The sequence below is a fragment of the Streptomyces lushanensis genome (genome assembly GCF_001700515.1).
Taxonomy (GTDB): domain Bacteria; phylum Actinomycetota; class Actinomycetes; order Streptomycetales; family Streptomycetaceae; genus Streptomyces; species Streptomyces lushanensis.
On the sequence record NZ_MAUD01000040.1, the window covers coordinates 1 to 14,811 of the forward strand.

Annotated in this window: 11 protein-coding genes; 6 read left to right on the forward strand and 5 right to left on the reverse strand. The window is 70.5% G+C overall.

The window, feature by feature from the left end; genetic code table 11:
* Positions 1-186 precede the first annotated feature (186 nt).
* The 4 genes from BFF77_RS03445 to BFF77_RS03460 form a co-directional block, all read right to left on the reverse strand.
* Positions 187-1,302, reverse strand: a complete 1,116-nt coding sequence (locus BFF77_RS03445) for a S1C family serine protease (protein ID WP_066943631.1) — start codon at positions 1,300-1,302, stop codon at positions 187-189.
* 177 nt (positions 1,303-1,479) lie between these two features.
* Entirely contained in the window at positions 1,480-3,243 is a 1,764-nt protein-coding gene (locus tag BFF77_RS03450) for an ABC transporter ATP-binding protein (protein WP_066943687.1), read from the reverse strand.
* A 398-nt stretch (positions 3,244-3,641) separates the two neighbouring features.
* Positions 3,642-4,385 (reverse strand): class I SAM-dependent methyltransferase, encoded by a 744-nt coding sequence (locus tag BFF77_RS03455; protein ID WP_107422059.1) that lies wholly within the window; start codon positions 4,383-4,385, stop codon positions 3,642-3,644.
* A gap of 50 nt (positions 4,386-4,435) precedes the next feature.
* The gene (locus BFF77_RS03460; RefSeq protein WP_066943635.1) at positions 4,436-5,032 is read right to left on the reverse strand and encodes a DUF3043 domain-containing protein; all 597 of its coding nucleotides are present in this window, start codon (positions 5,030-5,032) and stop codon (positions 4,436-4,438) included.
* A gap of 294 nt (positions 5,033-5,326) precedes the next feature.
* Between BFF77_RS03460 and BFF77_RS03465 the strand changes: the two genes are divergently transcribed.
* The 6 genes from BFF77_RS03465 to BFF77_RS03490 all read left to right on the forward strand — a co-directional run bounded on the left by BFF77_RS03465 (position 5,327) and on the right by BFF77_RS03490 (position 13,297).
* Complete coding sequence (locus BFF77_RS03465; protein WP_066943637.1) at positions 5,327-6,115, forward strand: PspA/IM30 family protein; 789 nt, start codon at positions 5,327-5,329, stop codon at positions 6,113-6,115.
* A gap of 43 nt (positions 6,116-6,158) precedes the next feature.
* On the forward strand, positions 6,159-6,446 hold the full coding sequence (gene pspAA / locus BFF77_RS03470; protein WP_066943639.1) for a PspA-associated protein PspAA: 288 nt from the start codon (positions 6,159-6,161) through the stop codon (positions 6,444-6,446).
* Between the two features lie 184 nt (positions 6,447-6,630).
* Positions 6,631-7,887, forward strand: coding sequence for a sensor histidine kinase (locus BFF77_RS03475; RefSeq protein WP_066943642.1), 1,257 nt, complete (start codon positions 6,631-6,633; stop codon positions 7,885-7,887).
* Positions 7,884-8,570 (forward strand): response regulator, encoded by a 687-nt coding sequence (locus tag BFF77_RS03480; protein ID WP_066943643.1) that lies wholly within the window; start codon positions 7,884-7,886, stop codon positions 8,568-8,570. The genes BFF77_RS03475 and BFF77_RS03480 overlap by 4 nt, the downstream gene beginning before the upstream one ends.
* Before the next feature lie 245 nt (positions 8,571-8,815).
* The gene (locus BFF77_RS03485) at positions 8,816-11,962 is read left to right on the forward strand and encodes an efflux RND transporter permease subunit (RefSeq protein ID WP_066943645.1); all 3,147 of its coding nucleotides are present in this window, start codon (positions 8,816-8,818) and stop codon (positions 11,960-11,962) included.
* Positions 11,963-12,217: 255 nt separating this feature from the next.
* Positions 12,218-13,297 carry a glycerophosphodiester phosphodiesterase family protein gene (locus tag BFF77_RS03490; RefSeq protein WP_066943647.1) on the forward strand — a complete coding sequence of 360 codons (1,080 nt, stop codon included), beginning with the start codon at positions 12,218-12,220 and terminating at the stop codon, positions 13,295-13,297.
* Positions 13,298-13,399: 102 nt separating this feature from the next.
* On the opposite strand, the gene nadA is transcribed toward BFF77_RS03490, so the two are convergent.
* Positions 13,400-14,593 carry a quinolinate synthase NadA gene (gene nadA, locus BFF77_RS03495; protein ID WP_066943689.1) on the reverse strand — a complete coding sequence of 398 codons (1,194 nt, stop codon included), beginning with the start codon at positions 14,591-14,593 and terminating at the stop codon, positions 13,400-13,402.
* Between the last annotated feature and the right edge of the window lie 218 nt (positions 14,594-14,811).

Sequence of the window (14,811 nt, forward strand, 5' to 3'; positions counted from 1 at the left end):
CCTCCCGCCCGCACGGCGTCCTCCCGCCCGCACGGCGTCCTCCCGCCCGCACGGCGTGCCCGCGCGACACGGCCGCGCCCGTACGCCATGGCCGCGCCCGCGCGACACGGCTGTGCCTGTACGACACGGCCGCGCCCGTACGGCGCACGGCGAGCGTGTACCCGTATCCCCACGTCCTTCCGGGTCCTACATCTCCCCGAGGGTGACCTCCGCCGTCTTCGTCCCGCCCGCTCGGACATAGGTCACCCTGGCCTTCTGTCCCGGCTTGTCCGGTGCGAGCGCCTCCGCGAGCGAGGTGATCGTCGTGATCCGGGTGTCGCCGATCTTGACGATGATGTCCCCGGCCCTGATGCCCGCCTTCTCGGCCGCGCCGCCCTTGGTGGCCGTGACCACCGCGACACCCGCCGGCTGGAAGTCCGCGCCGAGTACGGTACGGCCGGTGATCCCGAGGGCCGCCCGGCCCGAGTCCGTGACCTTGCCGTTCTTGATGATCTGGTCGGCCACGGTCCGCACCATCGACGCCGGGATCGCGAATCCGATGCCCGGCGCGGCCGAGTTGCCGAGCTGCGGGTCCGTCGCGGCCAGTGTCGGGATGCCGATCACCTGGCTGTCCAGATTGACCAGCGCGCCACCGCTGTTGCCCGGATTGATCGCCGCCGACGTCTGGACCATGTTGGCGATCGTGGCGCCCGTACCGCCGCCGCTCGCGGCCTCGCTGACGGTCCGTCCGACCGCCGAGACGATGCCCTGGGTGACACTGCCCGACAGACCCAGTGGAGACCCCATGGCCAGCACGATCTGGCCGACCGCGACCTGCGAGGTGTCACCGAACGCCGCGGCCTTCAGCCCGCGCGGGATCTTGTCGAGCTTGACGACGGCGAGGTCCTGCTCCGGGAAGCTGGAGACCAGCCGGGCCGCCAGCTGCTGCTCGTTGTTGGCCACCGTGACCGCGAACGTCCGCTGTTTGCCGACCACATGGGCGTTGGTGACGATATGGCCCCTGTCGTCGTAGACGATGCCCGAGCCCAGACCGTTTCCCGTGTCGATCTGGACGACCGACGGCAGTACGTTCTTGATCACGGTCTCGTAGTCGCTCTGGAGGCTGTTGGCCGAGCCCCGCGTGGCGGCGGGCCGAGGACTGGACGTCGCGGACGCCGCGGACGTCGTGGAGACGGACAGCGCGCCGTCCGCGCCCGGCGCGGCGCCTCTGCACCCGCCGGCCAGGGCGACCACGAGCGCGACCGCGCAGATCCGGACGGCGCGGATCCGGACGGTCCGGGGCGGGCGAAGGGAAGCATTCATGCCCGGAGTATCCCTTTCGCCCTGTTGTGGCGGCCTGTGATACACCGCCGATCAGGGGGTGGCACGGACGGGACTCCCTGATCGGCGCATACCCGGTCCGCAGGCCCGCGGACCGCTCGGCGCGCCCTCTGCTCGGCGGCCCTCCGCTCGCCGTGCTCCTCTTGGCGCGCCCTCCGCTCAGCGCGCCGCCGCCAGGAACTGCGTCGCCGCGAGCTCCCCGTAGAGCGGATCGTTCGCCACCAGTTCGTCGTGCGTGCCCACCGCCCGTACCCGGCCCGCGTCCATCACCACGATCCGGTCCGCCAGTGTCACCGTGGACAGCCGGTGCGCCACCACCAGCACCGTCACACTGCGGGCCGCCTCCGCCACCGCGTCCCGCAGCGCCATCTCGTTGACCGCGTCGAGCTGCGAGGTCGCCTCGTCCAGGAGCAGCAGCCGGGGCCCGCGCAGCAGCGCCCGCGCGATCGCCACCCGCTGGCGCTCGCCGCCCGACAGCTTGGAGCCGCGGTGGCCGACGAGTGTCTCCAGTCCGTCCGGCAGCCGCTCCACCAGCCCGTCGAGCCTGGCCCGTACGAGCACCTCGTGTATCTCCGCGTCGGAGGCGTCCGGCGCGGCGAAGACCAGATTCTCGCGCAGTGTCCCGGCCAGTACGGGCGCGTCCTGCTCGACATAGCCGATGGCGGCGCGCAGTTCGGTCAGCGGCCAATCCCGTACGTCCCTGCCGTCGACCAGGACCCGGCCGCCGCTCGCCTCGTAGAACCGCTCGATCAGCCCGAAGACCGTCGTCTTCCCCGCGCCCGACGGTCCGACGAAGGCCGTCATCCCCGGGCCCGGCACCTCGAAGGAGACACCGTGGTGGACATACGGGAGACCGTCCCGGTAGCGGAATCTGACGTCCTCGAAGACCACCGTCGCGGGAACCGTCGTCGCGGGAACCGCCGTCGCCGGGCCGCCACGGTCGGGACCAACACCCGCCGGTGTGCCCGGTCCCGGCGGCGCGTCGGCCTCCAGTGTCTCCGTCTCCAGCCGCTCCGCCTCCTCGATCCGGGCGACGGCCGCCGATCCCACCTGGTACTGCGTGACCGCCTCGACCAGCTTCGACACCGGGTCGATCAGGAAGAACAGGTAGAGCAGGAAGGCGACGAGCGTGGAGACGGTGATGGCCCCCGAGGCGACCCGGGCGCCGCCGATGCCGAGCACCGCCAGGAACGACACCTGTACGGCCAGTCCCACCGAGGACCCGGCGACCGACTGCCACTTGGCGGACCGTACGCCGTGCTGCCAGGCCCGCTCGGCCGCCGCGGCCACCACGGCGCTCTCCCGGTCCTCGGCGCCGGAGGCCTTGAGCGTACGGAACGCGCCGAAGGCACGCTCCAGCACCGTGGATATCTCGCCGACCGCCTCCTGCGAACGCCGTGTCGCCTGCGCGATCTTCGGCATCACCAGGGCGACGGCGCCGCCGATCAGCACGATCACCCCGAGCGTGACGCCGAGCAGCACCGCGTCCATCACGCCCATCAGCGCGATCGTCGCCAGGAAGGTGAGACCGCCGGTGGCCGCGGAGACGATCGACCGGGTCGTCACCGCGCGCAGCAGAGTGGTGTCCGAGGTGACGCGGGACATCAGATCGCCCGGCTGGGTCCGCTCCACCTCGGGCAGCCGCAGCCGCAGCAGCCGTCCGATCAGGGTGCGGCGGGCGGCGAGGACGACGGACTCCGCGGTCCGCTCCAGCAGATACGAGGCGACCGCCTCGATCGCCGTGCCGGCCACCACCAGGGCGGTGAGCAGCAGCAGGATCCCGGTGATCGAGCCGTCGTCACCGAGCCGGTCCACCAGGGCCTTGGCGGCGAGCGGCTGGGCCAGTCCGGTCGCGGCGCCGATCAGCGCGAGGAGGCCGCCGAGGGCGACGACCCGGCGGTGCGGGCGGAAGTGCCGGTACAGGGCACGCCAGGTCTCCCCGGCGGAGAGCCCGGGCGTCTCCGGCGCGCCTTCCGGGGCTTCCTTCGCGTCGGCCGGATCTCCGGGAGGGCCAGGACGTCCGCGAGCGCCCGATTGTGCGGGAGGGCCCGATTGTGCGGGAGCGCCCGAGGCGCCCGGTGCCTTGACGAGGCCCGGTGCCGCCGGGGCGACCGCCGTCGCCGACGTGCCCGGGGCCGTCAGGGCTGTCGGGCCGTCGCCCGGGGCCGTCGGTGCCGCCGCGTCCCTCCCGCCCGTGTGTTCCGTACGTTCCCGCGGGCTCTCGCGCGCGCCATCGGCTCTGCCGCCGTTCTCCACACTGGTCACCTTCGTGAGGACGCGGCACGGGCCCCGTCGCCTGACTCAGCCGCGCACTTCACACATCAGCCGCGCACCCCGCACAGATGCAGCAGCGCGGCGACCCGGCGGTACGGTTCCGTACGCCCCGCCCGGTCCTCCGCCGCCAGCAGCCGGTCCAGTTCCTCGCCGTCCGGCGGTTCCGCTCCGTCCGGCGCTCCGTCCGTGAAGACCCGCACGCCGTACCAGGCGTGCAGGGGCGCCGCGATCCCCGCCAGCGTCGCGGTCAGCCGGTCCAGCCGGTCCGCGCGCACCCGCAGCCCCAGCCGGTTGGTGTACGTGTCCGCCTCGAAGGACTCCAGCGCGCCCGGCCAGTCCCCGGCCAGCCCCGGCCGCAGCGCCAGCGCGTCCCCGTTCCGCACGAGCAGGGAGAGCAGACCGCCCGGCGCCAGCATTCTGGCCAGGCCCGCGAGCATCGCGTCCGGCTCGCCGACATACATCAGCACACCGTGGCAGAGCACCACGTCGAAACTGCCGGGCAGGAAGTGGACGCCGGTCTCCAGACCGTCGCCCTCGACCAGCCGGACCCGCTCCTGTATGCCCGCGGGCTCATCGGCGAGGGTCTCCCGCGCCCTGGCGAGCATCCCGGCGTCGGACTCCAGTCCGGTCACCGTGTGTCCCGCCCGCGCCAGCCGCAGGGCCTGGGTGCCCTGGCCCGCCCCGACGTCCAGGACACGCAGCCGCTGTCCCACCGGGAAGCGGCCGGCTATCTGCTCGTCGAGCTGGCGCGCGACCAGCTCCTGCCGTACGACGTTGCGCAGTCCGCCCAGCTCGGCGAGCCAGTTCGCCGAACCGCCGGCGAAACCGGGAATCTCCGCGCTCAGGGCCGCTCTCCGCGCTTGACCTGCGGCTTGGGCAGCCGGAGTCGGCGCATCTGGAGCGTACGCATCAGGCCGTAGGCCACGGCACCGCGCTTGGGCGTGTCCGGGAAGCGCTCGGCGAGCTGCTTGCGCAGCCGGAACCAGATGCCGACCGAGTCCACCACGATCAGCACGATGACGAACAGCCACAGCAGCAGCGCGATGTTCTGGAGCTGGCCGACCCTGACCATGCTCAGGACGAGGATCACCACGGCGAGCGGCAGGAAGAACTCCGCCATGCAGAACCGGGAGTCCACATAGTCGCGCACGAAGCGGCGCACCGGGCCCTTGTCGCGGGCGGGCAGGAAGCGCTCGTCACCGCTGGCCAGCGCCTCGCGCTGCCGGGCCATGTCCACGCGGCGCGCCTCGCGCTGGCGCTTCATCGCCGTCTTGCGGTCGGTCGGCGTCGTGGAGGCACGACGCCGCTGCGTCTGCGCCTCACTGCGCTTGGGAGTCGGGCGGCCCTTGGGGGCCTGCGGGTCGCGGGGCTGCGTGGAGGAGTCCGGCGTCACCTGGGTGGCGGGGGCCTTCTCTTCTTTGGAACGGCTACGGAACACAAAGCCCAAGGGTACGGGCTGTCGTGGTTGGACCCCACCCCGCCGGGGAACGATCCCGCAACGGCCCGCGTCCTTACGCAGGACAGTGCGACCGTACCGGGACAGAGGGGACGCGATCCCCGCTCGTCCCTGATGGTCATCTACTCCTTGCGCCGGAGCGGGGGCGGGGAGCAGTCGTCCTTGGGGAGGAGCGCATCCGCACTCGAACAGTGCGGTAATAGAGGCAGGGCCCGTACTGTGGGTTCTGTTGGAGTGCTGGAAGCGGAGTCCGTCAGAAGGGGGCGCGCGAAGCCCATGAGCGGTGTCATGAAACGTATGGGGATGATCTTCCGCGCGAAGGCGAACAAGGCCCTCGACCGGGCCGAGGATCCGCGCGAGACCCTTGACTACTCGTACCAGAAGCAGCTTGAGCTGCTCCAGAAGGTACGCCGCGGGGTCGCCGACGTGGCGACGTCCCGCAAGCGGCTGGAATTGCAGCTCAACCAGTTGCAGGGCCAGTCGACCAAGCTGGAGGAGCAGGGCCGCAAGGCGCTGGCGCTCGGCCGGGAGGATCTGGCGCGCGAGGCGCTCTCCCGCCGTGCCGCGCTCCAGCAGCAGGTGACCGACCTGGAGACCCAGCACCAGACCTTGCAGGGCGAGGAGGAGAAGCTGACGCTCGCCGCGCAGCGCCTCCAGACCAAGGTCGACGCCTTCCGCACGAAGAAGGAGACCATCAAGGCCACCTACACCGCGGCGCAGGCCCAGACCCGGATCGGGGAGGCCTTCTCGGGCATCTCCGAGGAGATGGGCGATGTCGGCATGGCGATCCAGCGGGCGGAGGACAAGACCGCGCAGCTCCAGGCGCGGGCCGGCGCGATCGACGAGCTGCTGGCCTCCGGCGCGCTGGACGACCACTCCGGGATGGCGAAGGACGACATCGCCGCCGAGCTGGACCGGATCTCCGGTGGTACGGATGTCGAGCTGGAGCTCCAGCGGATGAAGGCGGAGCTGGCGGGCGGTTCGGCGCCGAAGCAGGCGATCGAGTCCGGTTCCGCCGAGGCGCAGGACGCCCCTCCGAATCTGCGCAAGTACGACAAGCAGTGATCCGGCCGTCCCGACGGTAGGGACCGAGCAGTAGGGACTCGTCATGATCGTACGGATCATGGGGGAGGGCCAGGTGAAGCTGGCGGACAGCCACTTCGCCGAACTGGAAACGCTCGACGACGAACTGCTCGCCGAGGTCAGGGGCGGCGACGAGGACGGCTTCGGCCGTACCTTCCACGCCCTCCTGGCCAAGGTGCGCGAGCTCGGCGAGCCGCTGCCGGACGACGCACTGGAGCCGTCCGACCTGATCCTGCCCGCGCCGGGCGCGACCTTGGAGGAGGTCCGCGCGATGCTCGACGACGAGGGCCTGATCCCTTCGGTCCGGCCCTGATCCCCTCCGTCCGGTCTCCCGGGCCGGACCCTCGCCCCGGCACCTTCCCGACCCTCGCCCTCCAGTGACTCCGACTCCCGCGACTCCAAGTGCCCCGCGCCGGCCACGGCGCGGGGCACTCGCCGTCCTCGGCCCTCCGGCCGGTGCCCCGTGCGGTTGACGGCGCCCCGTACCGTTGCTTGACGTGACATCCCTCGGAACCGCGGTCGCGCGGACGCAGTGCTGGACACGCGCGCACACCCTCGCGTCCGACGGGGCCCTCGCCGCCGCCGCCCTTGTCTGCATGGTCGTCGGCTCGTTCGCGGGACCGCCCGGCGGCCACGACGGCCCGGAGTTCGGCACCCGTACACCCGGTGCCCTCAGCGTCGTCCTGATGGTGCTCGCCGCGGGCGCGCTCGTCTTCCGCCGCCGCGCGCCCATGCCCGTACTGCTGTGCACCGGCGCCACGACCGTCCTCGAACTGATGGTGGTCCAGCCTCCCGCGCCCGTCGTCCTCGGTACCGTCATCGCCCTCTACACGGTCGCCGCGCACACCGACCGGTCCACCACCTGGCGGGTCGGGATCGCGACCATGGCGGTGCTCACCGCGGTCGCCATGGTCTTCAGCGCCGGAGTCTGGTACGCCCAGGAGAATCTGGTGATCTTCGCCTGGACGGGGATGGCGGGCGCCGCGGGCGATGCCGTACGCAGCCGCCGCGCCTTCATCCACGCCATACGCGAGCGCGCCGAGCGCGCCGAACGCACCCGTGAGGAGGAGGCCCGCCGCCGGGTCGCCGAGGAGCGGCTGCGGATCGCCCGCGATCTGCACGATGTCGTCGCCCATCACATCGCGCTGGTCAACGTGCAGGCCGGTGTCGCCTCGCACGTCATGGACAGGCGTCCCGACCAGGCCAAGGAGGCCCTCGCGCACGTACGGGAGGCCAGCCGCTCCGCGCTCAGCGAACTGCGGGCCACCGTCGGGCTGCTCCGGCAGTCCGGCGACCCCGCGGCCCCCACGGAACCGGCCCCGGGCCTCCAGCATCTCGACGGGCTCCTCGACACCTTCCGCAACGCGGGACTGCCCGTACGGTTCGCCGCGGACGGCACAGGACATCCCGCCCGGCTCCCGGCCGCCGTCGACCTCGCCGCGTACCGGATCGTCCAGGAGGCCCTGACCAATGTGCGCAAGCACGCGGGCCCCGGAGCCAAGGCCGAGGTCAGTGTCGTACGGGTGGGCACCACCGTGGAGATAACGGTGCTGGACGACGGCGAGGGCACGGGCGAGCCCGCCGACGGAGGCGGCCACGGTCTGCTCGGTATGCGCGAGCGCGTCACCGCGCTCGGCGGAACCCTCACCGCGGGACCCCGCCACGGCGGCGGATTCCGCACCCAGGCGATACTGCCCGTGAAGACCCCGGCGGGGGACAGGGCGCATTCCGGGGAAGGCATGCCAGACCTATGACGATCAGAGTGCTGCTCGCGGACGACCAGACACTGCTGCGCAGCGCGTTCCGCGTGCTGGTGGACTCGGAGCCCGACATGGAGGTCGTCGCGGAGGCCGCCGACGGGGCCCAGGCCGTGGCACTCACCCGCTCCACCCGGCCCGACGTGGTGCTGATGGACATCCGGATGCCCGGTACGGACGGTCTCGCCGCCACCCGCACGATCAGCGCCGATCCCGATCTCGCCGGGGTGCGCGTCGTCATGCTGACCACCTTCGAGGTCGACGAGTATGTCGTGCAGTCGCTGCGCGCCGGGGCCTCGGGCTTCCTCGGCAAGGGCGCGGAGCCCGAGGAACTCCTCAACGCCATCCGGATCGCCGCCGCCGGCGAGGCCCTGCTGTCGCCCGCCGCGACCAAGGGCCTGATCGCCACCTTCCTCGCGCAGAGCGCCACGGTGGCCGACGGCAGGGACCCGGCCGTCGGCGCGGAGCGGCTGACGGCCCTCACCGGACGCGAGCGCGAGGTCCTCGTCCTGGTCGCGGGCGGCCACTCCAACGACGAGATCGCGGAGCGTCTGGTGGTCAGCCCGCTGACTGTCAAGACCCATGTGAACCGTGCCATGGCAAAACTCGGCGCCCGCGATCGTGCTCAATTGGTGGTCATCGCGTACGAATCGGGCCTGGTACGTCCAAGGGTGGAGTGAAGGCCCACCCTCGCGTACTCCAGGCGCGGTATGCGGCGGATAAGGAAATGGACCTGGGGCCTACGCATCCACCCCTCCGGATGGCAGATCGTATAGAGGGGCCGTAATCCCAGGCGTTTCCCTTTCGCATCCCTTCCGCATTCCTCCGTCGACGGGCGACCCGTAGCCGGACAGCCCAGGGACGGGCCACCCGGAGACGGGTCGCCGCGCCAACCTGCCGCGTACACCACAGAAGAGAGACCCCAATGTCCTGGCTGTCCAGATTCAGCCTCGCGCAACGGGCCCTGATAGGGCTGATGTCGATCATCGCGATCGTCTTCGGAGCGATCGCGATACCGCAGCTCAAGCAGCAGCTCCTGCCCTCCATCGAACTCCCGATGGTCTCGGTGCTCGCGCCGTACCAGGGCGCCTCACCCGATGTGGTCGAGAAGCAGGTCGTCGAACCGCTGGAGAACTCCCTCAAGGGCGTCGACGGCATCAGCGGCATCACCTCCACGGCCAGCGAGGGCAACGCCCTGATCATGGCCAGCTTCGACTTCGGGAGCGAGGGCACCAAGCAGCTCGTCGCCGATGTCCAGCAGGCCGTGAACCGCGCCCGCGCCCAGCTTCCGGGCGAGGTCGACCCGCAGGTCGTGGCCGGCTCGACCGACGACATCCCGACCGTCGTCCTCGCCGTCACCTCCGACAAGGACCAGCAGGCGCTCGCCGACCAGCTGGAGCGCACGGTCGTACCGTCCCTGGAGGACATCGACGGTGTCGGACAGGTCACCATCGACGGTGTCCGTGACCTCCAGGTCTCCGTCACCCCCGACGACAAGAAGCTCGCCGCGGCCGGTCTGAACACCATGGCCCTCTCCGAGGCGCTCAGGACGAACGGCGCCGCGATCCCCGCGGGTTCGTTCTCCGAGGAGGGCAAGAGCCGTACGGTCCAGGTCGGCGGCGGATTCACCTCGCTCAAGCAGATCCAGGACCTGCGGATCATCCCCCAGGGCGGCCAGGGCGCCGGGCCCGCGAAGCCCGTACGCCTCGGTGACATCGCCACCGTCGAGCAGACGCCGTCCGCCGCCACGTCCCTGACGCGCACGAACGGCAAGCCCAGCCTCGCGGTCATGGCCACCATGGACAACGACGGCAGCGCCGTCGCCATCTCCGACGCGGTCCAGGACAAGCTGTCCGACCTCCGCAAGGACCTCGGCTCCGGCGCCACCCTCACCGTCGTCAGCGACCAGGGCCCGGCCGTCTCCAAGTCGATCTCCGGACTGACCACCGAGGGCGCGCTCGGTCTGCTCTTCGCCGTGGTCGTGATCCTGGTCTTCCTGGCCTCGATCCGCTCCACGCTGGTCACCGCCGTCTCCATCCCGCTCTCCGTCGTGCTGGCGCTGATCGTGCTGTGGACGCGTGACCTCTCGCTCAACATGCTCACGCTCGGCGCGCTGACCATCGCGATCGGCCGGGTCGTCGACGACTCGATCGTCGTCCTGGAGAACATCAAGCGGCACCTCGGCTACGGCGAGGAGCGCGAGAGCGCCATCCTCACCGCCGTCAAGGAGGTCGCGGGCGCGGTCACCTCGTCCACCCTCACCACCGTCGCGGTGTTCCTGCCGATCGGTCTGGTGGGCGGCATGGTCGGCGAGCTGTTCGGCTCCTTCTCGCTGACGGTGACGGCGGCGCTGCTCGCCTCGCTTCTGGTCTCGCTGACCGTGGTGCCGGTGCTCTCGTACTGGTTCCTGCGCGCGCCCAAGGAGACCGAGGGCGTCGGCGCGGAGGAGGCACGCCGCCAGGCCGAGGAGAAGGAGGCCCGCAGCCGGCTCCAGCGCCTCTATGTGCCGGTGCTGCGCTTCGCGACCCGCCGCCGGCTCACCAGTGTGGGCATCGCGGCCGTGGTCCTGCTCGCCACCTTCGGCATGGCCCCGCTGCTCAAGACCAACTTCTTCGACCAGGGCGAGCAGGAGGTCCTCTCCATCAAGCAGGAGCTGGCCCCCGGCACCAGCCTGGAGGCGGCCGACGCCTCCGCGAAGAAGGTCGAGACGGTTCTCGCCGGTATCGACGAGATCAAGGACTACCAGGTCACCGTCGGCTCCTCCGGCTTCATGGCGGCCTTCGGCGGCGGTACGGGCGCCAACCAGGCGTCGTACCAGGTGACCCTGGACGACAACGCGTCGTTCGACAAGACGCAGGACCGGATCGAGAAGGAGCTGGCCGGGCTCGACGGCATCGGCGAGACGACGATCTCGGCGGGCGACGGCTTCGGCAGCCAGGATCTGAGCGTCGTGGTCAAGGCCGCCGACGCCGGCACGCTGCGCACGGCGGCGGACGAGGTACGGGACGCCGTCGCGGACCTCAAGGACGTCACCGACGTCCAGAGCGATCTGTCGCAGAGCGTCCCGCGCATCTCGGTCACGGCCAACTCCAAGGCCGCGGACGCCGGATTCAGCGACGCCACCCTGGGCCTCGCCGTCGGCCAGGCCGTACGCGGCACGGCCTCCGGCAAGGCGATCCTCGACGACACCGAGCGTGACATCGTCATCACCTCCGCCAAGCCGGCCAAGACGATCGCCGAGCTGAAGAACCTGCCGCTCGGGCCGGTCAAGCTCGGTCAGATCGCCGATGTGAAGCTGGTTCCCGGACCGGTCTCGATGACACGGATCGACGGCTCGCGTGCGGCGACGGTCACGGCCAGGCCCACCGGTGACAACACCGGCGCGGTCAGCGCCTCGCTCCAGTCGAAGATCGACGCGCTCGATCTGCCGGAGGGCGCGACCGCGTCCATCGGCGGCGTCTCGCAGGACCAGGGCGACGCGTTCGTCCAGCTCGGTCTGGCCATGCTCGCGGCCATCGCGATCGTCTTCATGCTGCTGGTCGCGACCTTCCGCTCGCTGATCCAGCCGCTGATCCTGCTGGTCTCGATCCCGTTCGCGGCCACGGGCGCGCTCGGGCTGCTGATCGTGACCGGTACGCCGATGGGCGTCCCGGCGATGATCGGCATGCTGATGCTGATCGGCATCGTGGTGACCAACGCGATCGTGCTGATCGACCTGATCAACCAGTACCGCAGGCAGGGCCTGAGCGTGGTCGAGGCGGTCGTCGAGGGCGGCCGTCACCGGCTCCGCCCGATCCTGATGACGGCCCTGGCGACCATCTTCGCGCTGCTGCCGATGGCGCTGGGCGTCACGGGCGAGGGCGGGTTCATCGCCCAGCCGCTCGCGGTCGTGGTGATCGGCGGTCTGGTCTCCTCGACCCTGCTGACGCTGCTGCTCGTACCGACGCTCTACGCCATGGTCGAGCTGCGCAAGGAGCGCCGTGCGAAGAAGAAGGCGGCGAAGCGGCAGGCGAGGTCCGGCGGCACCCGGGCAACCGAGCCCGCTCCGGACCCGGAACCGGCCGGTGTCTGACGACTGACGCGAGATCGGGCCGCAGACGCCCGGCACCTGTCAGGTGGCGCCCGGCAGCCGGCGGCCGGCATCTGAGGTCCAACGCTGTTCGCCCCGGAGCACCCGCGATGCGCGGGCCGCTCCGGGGCGACGGCTTTTTCTGGGTAAGGATCGTTGCACCGGCGTTCACGATCCCCTCATGTCCGGGCTTCGTACGCGCTGGACCTGTGACTTAGCGTCCACAAGTCCAATTCAGCCGAAGCAGAGAAGGTTCAGATGTCCCTCTGGCATGCATTCGCTGCCCTGGCCGTCGTGCCGGCGCTCGCCCTCCCGGCGACCGCCCAGGCGACCACGGCCCACGGCCACGGAGACCACATACCGCCCCGGAAGACCCACTTCGACCTGCAGGCCCACCGCGGCGGCCTCGGCCTGACCACGGAGGAGTCCCTGGAGGGTTTCGGCAAGGCGCTGCGCCTCGGGGTGACCACCCTGGAACTGGACACCCATGTCACCAAGGACCGGAAGGTCGTCGTCAACCACGACCGGCAGATCAGTGCCCAGAAGTGCAAGGACACCGCGCCGGTCACGCCGGGTGACCCGATGTACCCGTACGTCGGGAAGTACATCAAGGACCTGACCCTGGCCCAGATCAGGACCATGGACTGCGGCTACCAGCAGTTGCCCGGCTACCCCGAGCAGGAGCAGATCAAGGGCTTCCGGATGGTGGAGCTGAAGGACGTCCTCGATCTGGTCAAGAGCTACAAGGCCAAGCAGGTCAAGCTGAACATCGAGACCAAGGTGGAGGCCGGCGCGCCCGAACAGACCGCTCCGCGCGAGCTGTTCGTCCGCCGTGTCTACGAGGAGATCCACCGCTCGGGCATCGAGAAGCAGGTCACCATCCAGTCGTTCGACTGGGGCGCGCTGAAGGAGATGCACAGGCTGGCGCCGAAGTACCCGCTGGTGGCGCTGACCAACTACGACTTCCTCCAGGTCGGCAAGCCGGGCGCCTCCCCGTGGCTCGGCGGCATCGACGCCGACGACTACGACGGCGACTTCGTCAAGGCCGCGTCCGCCATCCGCGGTGTCACCGCGCTCTCCCCGAACTACGGCTTCCCGCAGAACGGCACGATCGCGGACCCGAACTTCCGCTTCTACCCGGACAGGAAGATGATCTCCGACGCCCACAAGCGCGGTCTGAAGGTCATCCCGTGGACGTGTGACGATCCCGCCACGATCGAGGCGCTCATGGACATGGGCATCGACGGCATCATCACCGACTATCCGGACCGCGTGCGCGACATCATGGCGGAGCGCGGTATGCGCCTGCCGAAGGCGTACCACGCGCCGCGCCACTGACGAGTGCCGCCCCGTGGCACCGGGCGGGCCGGACCGGCCCGGGGCCAGGGGGAGGAGGAAGGGCGCGGGGGTGTGCCGCCGGAGGGCGCCACGCCCGCCCCCTCACCCCTGCGGCAGCGCCAGCATCCGCTCCAGCGCCAGCTGCGCGAAGTCCGCGGTCTCCTTGTCGACCTGGATGCGGTTGACCTCGTTGCCCTCGGCCAGTGACTCCAGCGTCCAGACGAGGTGCGGCAGATCTATACGGTTCATGGTCGAGCAGAAGCAGACGGTCCTGTCGAGGAAGACGATCTTCTTGTCCTGCGCGGCGAAACGGTTCGCCAGCCGCTGGACCAGATTCAGCTCGGTGCCGACCGCCCAGGTGGAGCCCGCGGGCGCCGCCTCCAGCGTCTTGATGATGTATTCGGTCGAGCCGACGTGGTCCGCCGCCGCCACCACCTCGTGCTTGCACTCGGGATGCACCAGGACGTTCACTCCCGGGAGCCGCTCCCGTACCTCCTGGACGGAGTCCAGCGAGAAGCGTCCGTGGACCGAGCAGTGCCCGCGCCACAGGATCATCTTCGCGTCCCGCAGCTGCTGGGTCGTCAGACCGCCGTTCGGCTTGTGCGGGTTGTAGAGGACGCAGTCCTCCAGGGACAGCCCGAGCTCCCGCACCGCGGTGTTGCGCCCGAGGTGCTGGTCGGGCAGGAAGAGCACCTTGTCGCCCTGCTCGAAGGCCCAGTTCAGCGCGCGCTCGGCGTTCGAGGACGTGCAGATCGTGCCGCCGTGCTTGCCGGTGAAGGCCTTGATGTCGGCCGAGGAGTTCATGTACGAGACGGGCACGACCCGCTCGGCCACCCCGGCCTCGGTCAGTACGTCCCAGCACTCCGCGACCTGCTCGGCCGTGGCCATGTCGGCCATGGAGCAGCCGGCGGCCAGATCGGGCAGGACGACCTTCTGGTCGTCGGAGGTGAGGATGTCCGCCGACTCGGCCATGAAGTGCACACCGCAGAAGACGATGTACTCGGCGTCGGGCCGCGCCGCCGCGTCCCTGGCGAGCTTGAAGGAGTCACCGGTGACATCCGCGAACTGGATGACCTCGTCACGCTGGTAGTGGTGGCCGAGGACGAAGACCTTGTCCCCGAGCTTCTCCTTGGCCGCGCGGGCACGCTCCACCAGGTCCGGGTCGGACGGGGAGGGCAGATCGCCGGGACACTCCACGCCCCGTTCGCTGCGCGGATCGGCCTCGCGGCCGAGCAGCAGCAGGGCGAGCGGTGTCGGCTGGACAGCGAGATCCTGTCGGGTCTGGGCGGTGGTCACGTCACGCACCCTTTCTTCTCTGCGAACGAGTCTGCGAAGCCTTTTCGTCTATTTGACGTTATCTATCATAACCTGATTCACGTCACTTTGACGATGGCGATAGCGTCGATGTGACGCATTCCAGGCAAGGCCGCCCGCTGACGATTCGGGAGCCGGTGTGCGAGCATGAAGAAGGCAAAAGACACGAGCCAGCGCCCGGAATGAATCCGCGGCCCAGC

Excerpts from the sequence above, each read along its gene's own strand:
- BFF77_RS03445 (WP_066943631.1), bottom strand. The coding sequence starts at position 1,302 with ATGAATGCTTCCCTTCGCCCGCCCCGGACCGTCCGGATCCGCGCCGTC.
- BFF77_RS03465 (WP_066943637.1), top strand. The coding sequence starts at position 5,327 with ATGAGCGGTGTCATGAAACGTATGGGGATGATCTTCCGCGCGAAGGCG.
- pspAA (WP_066943639.1), top strand. The coding sequence starts at position 6,159 with ATGATCGTACGGATCATGGGGGAGGGCCAGGTGAAGCTGGCGGACAGC.
- BFF77_RS03480 (WP_066943643.1), top strand. The coding sequence starts at position 7,884 with ATGACGATCAGAGTGCTGCTCGCGGACGACCAGACACTGCTGCGCAGC.
- BFF77_RS03485 (WP_066943645.1), top strand. The coding sequence starts at position 8,816 with ATGTCCTGGCTGTCCAGATTCAGCCTCGCGCAACGGGCCCTGATAGGG.
- BFF77_RS03490 (WP_066943647.1), top strand. The coding sequence starts at position 12,218 with ATGTCCCTCTGGCATGCATTCGCTGCCCTGGCCGTCGTGCCGGCGCTC.